This window comes from Nocardioides cremeus, from assembly GCF_030518195.1.
GTDB classification, from domain to species: domain Bacteria; phylum Actinomycetota; class Actinomycetes; order Propionibacteriales; family Nocardioidaceae; genus Nocardioides; species Nocardioides cremeus.
Genome location: NZ_JAULSC010000054.1, coordinates 1 through 2,448, shown reverse-complemented (window position 1 = coordinate 2,448; position 2,448 = coordinate 1). Strand labels below are relative to the sequence as shown.

Sequence of the window (2,448 nt, the reverse complement as noted above, 5' to 3'; positions counted from 1 at the left end):
CCCGGACGAGGTGTGCGCAGCAGACACGGCGTGAAGACCATGGAGGAGTCCCCGATCGATACGGCAACCCTCCTCCCGAGTCCTGACGACCCGGGAACGGATCACCTGCATATCGTGACCAATCGACCCAGCCGGCGGTGGCGTACTCGACGTCGGCGATGGTCCTGTAAGGCCCGTCAGGGAAGACGGTGGTGCGGATGCACTCGGCCTTGTAGAGGCCGTTGATCGACTCCATGAGGGCGTTGTCGTAGGCATCGCCGACCGAGCCGGTCGAGGGCCGGATCTCCTCGAGTGCCAGATGCTCGGTCAGCCGCACCGACGTGTATTGGGCAGGTTCAACCAGTCGATGCAACACCGGGGTCTTGGAGGGACCGTAGCTGCTCGCTGAAGACTTCCGCCGGTGTCTTCCAGTCCAAGACCTTCCGGGGCCTGTTGTTGATCGCGAGCGCGACGGCTTCGAGATCCTCGGCGCTCCATCGGGACAGGTCGGTGCCTTTGGGGAAGTACTGGCGCAGCAGACCATTGGTGTTCTCGTTCGTGGGTCGCTGCCAGGGCGAGTGCGGGTCGGCGAAGTACACCTTCGTGCCTGTCTCGATGGCGAACTCCGCGTGCGCGGACAGTTCCTTGCCGCGGTCCCAGGTCAGCGTCTTGCGCAGTTGATGTGGCAGCGTCGTCATTGACGCGGTAAGCGCGGTGTTCATCGCGACCGCGCCGTAGCCGCCCAGTGCGGGCCCGTTCTTGACCCGCGGTTCTTCGCCCCATCCCTCCAGGCGAGGCAGGTGCACCAGCATCGTGGAGCGGGAGCGCCGTTCGACCAGCGTCCCGATCGCCGAGCGGCCGGTGCCAATGATCAAGTCCCCCTCCCAATGGCCAGGCACGGCCCGGTCAGCCGCCTCTGCAGGGCGCTCGGAAAGGACGACGTCGGCGCTGACGTGCCCGACGGGCTTGTTCTGTGACCGCTTGCGGGGCGTGCGCAGCGCACGGCCGGTGCGCAGGCACGCCACCAACTCGCGCTTGAGGGCGCCTCGGCCCTCGATGAACAGCGCCTGGTAGATCGCCTCATGGCTGATGCGCATGGACTCATCATCAGGGAACTCGATCCTCAGCCGCTGCGCGATCTGCTCCGGGCTCCATGCCAGCGACCAGCGCCGGTCGGCCCGGTGCGGCTTGTTCAGCCCCTTCCATGGCGGCGGTGTCGGACCCGCGACGATCGTGCCGTCAGGGCGGCGGACGTGCCCGGCGAGCCGGTCTTGGACGTAGTCCCGCAGCCGCGGGTTGTCAACGAGCTTCGCGGTCTTGGGGCGCTTGGCGGCCTGCTGGGCCTTCCACTGCGCCACCACCGCGCGGTACTCCTGCTTACCGCCACGAGTCGCGGCGTTGCGACGCAGCTCGCGTGAGACGGTCCCCGGGTCACGTCCGATCGCACGGGCGATCTCACGCACGCCCTTGTGCTGGGCGCGCAGGATGGCGATCTCCTCGCGTTCCTCGAAAGTCAGATAGCGGCCTACGGGCTCGGCCAGGCTGATCGGCACCATCCCGCCAGCGTGACGAAACCAGCGCATCCCAACCGGGACCGACACTCCGACGGCGATCGACGCCTCCGCCGTCGTGATGCCCGTGGCTATCAGCCGCCAGAACTGCCGCTGCACCACCCGCGACGGGTCCGGCCGGCCCGGCGAGCGCATGGCCGGCCTCAGCGCCCGATCAGCACGCCACTGCCGACGAAGCACCTCGGGCGCATCGCTCGTCTTCTTGCTCCAGTGCCCTGTCGCCATCCCTGAACACCTCCGTGATCGAGGTGTTGCGACGACCGGTTGAATCCGCCTTGCGACCCCGCGTCCGAGTGATGGATCAGCTCGCCGGGCTCGGTGGGGTGTCCTTCTCGTTCGCGCTGCCAGAGCGCCATGCGCAGCGGGATCATCACCAGGTCGGTCTGCTTGGTCGTCTGTCGGCGGCCGCGAGAAACTGCCCGGAGACGGCCACGAAGCTGCCCGCTGGCGGACATGAGAACTGCCCGCTGACGGTCATGGGATCTGCCCGACACGAAGTCGTCTGCCTGACCGCCTTGCGAGGTTAAGGCCCCTTCCTCGGCTGCGCCGAGTGGGCGACAGAGCCCCGCGGGGTGGTGGGCTTTGAGGTGGTCCTCGGTACCCTACTCGCCGCTGTTGATGGCGGCGTGTTCTTCAGTATCCATGGTGTCGGCGAGCAGGGCCATGGACTCCTCGGATAGGTAGCGGCGGTCGCCGGCGATCCATTCGTCGTGCATGTCGATGAGGATGGCGCCGACGAGGCGTACGACCGCGGCGGCGTTGGGGAAGATCCCCACGTGAGAATGACAAGCCCATTTGGCCCCACTGTGCTGCTTTGATTTGGCCCCACCCTCCGGGTCAATGCATCGGTTCCGGGGTTGGCTCCCGGGGGGGTCAGGTGGTGGCGGGGTCCTTTCTG

1 protein-coding gene and 2 pseudogenes are annotated in these 2,448 nt (G+C 67.3%); all 3 read right to left on the bottom strand.

Translation table 11 applies throughout. The annotated features are described in order from the left end of the window. Window positions 1-118 precede the first annotated feature (118 nt). Window positions 119-409 (bottom strand): annotated as a pseudogene (locus tag QWJ41_RS20680) (integrase core domain-containing protein); the annotation flags it as partial. Further along, window positions 336-1,775, bottom strand: coding sequence for an IS30 family transposase (locus QWJ41_RS20675; RefSeq protein ID WP_439117350.1), 1,440 nt, complete (start codon window positions 1,773-1,775; stop codon window positions 336-338). The gene QWJ41_RS20675 and the pseudogene QWJ41_RS20680, both read right to left, overlap by 74 nt. 377 nt (window positions 1,776-2,152) lie before the next feature. Further along, window positions 2,153-2,326: pseudogene (locus tag QWJ41_RS20670) on the bottom strand (transposase); the annotation flags it as partial. Between the last annotated feature and the right edge of the window lie 122 nt (window positions 2,327-2,448).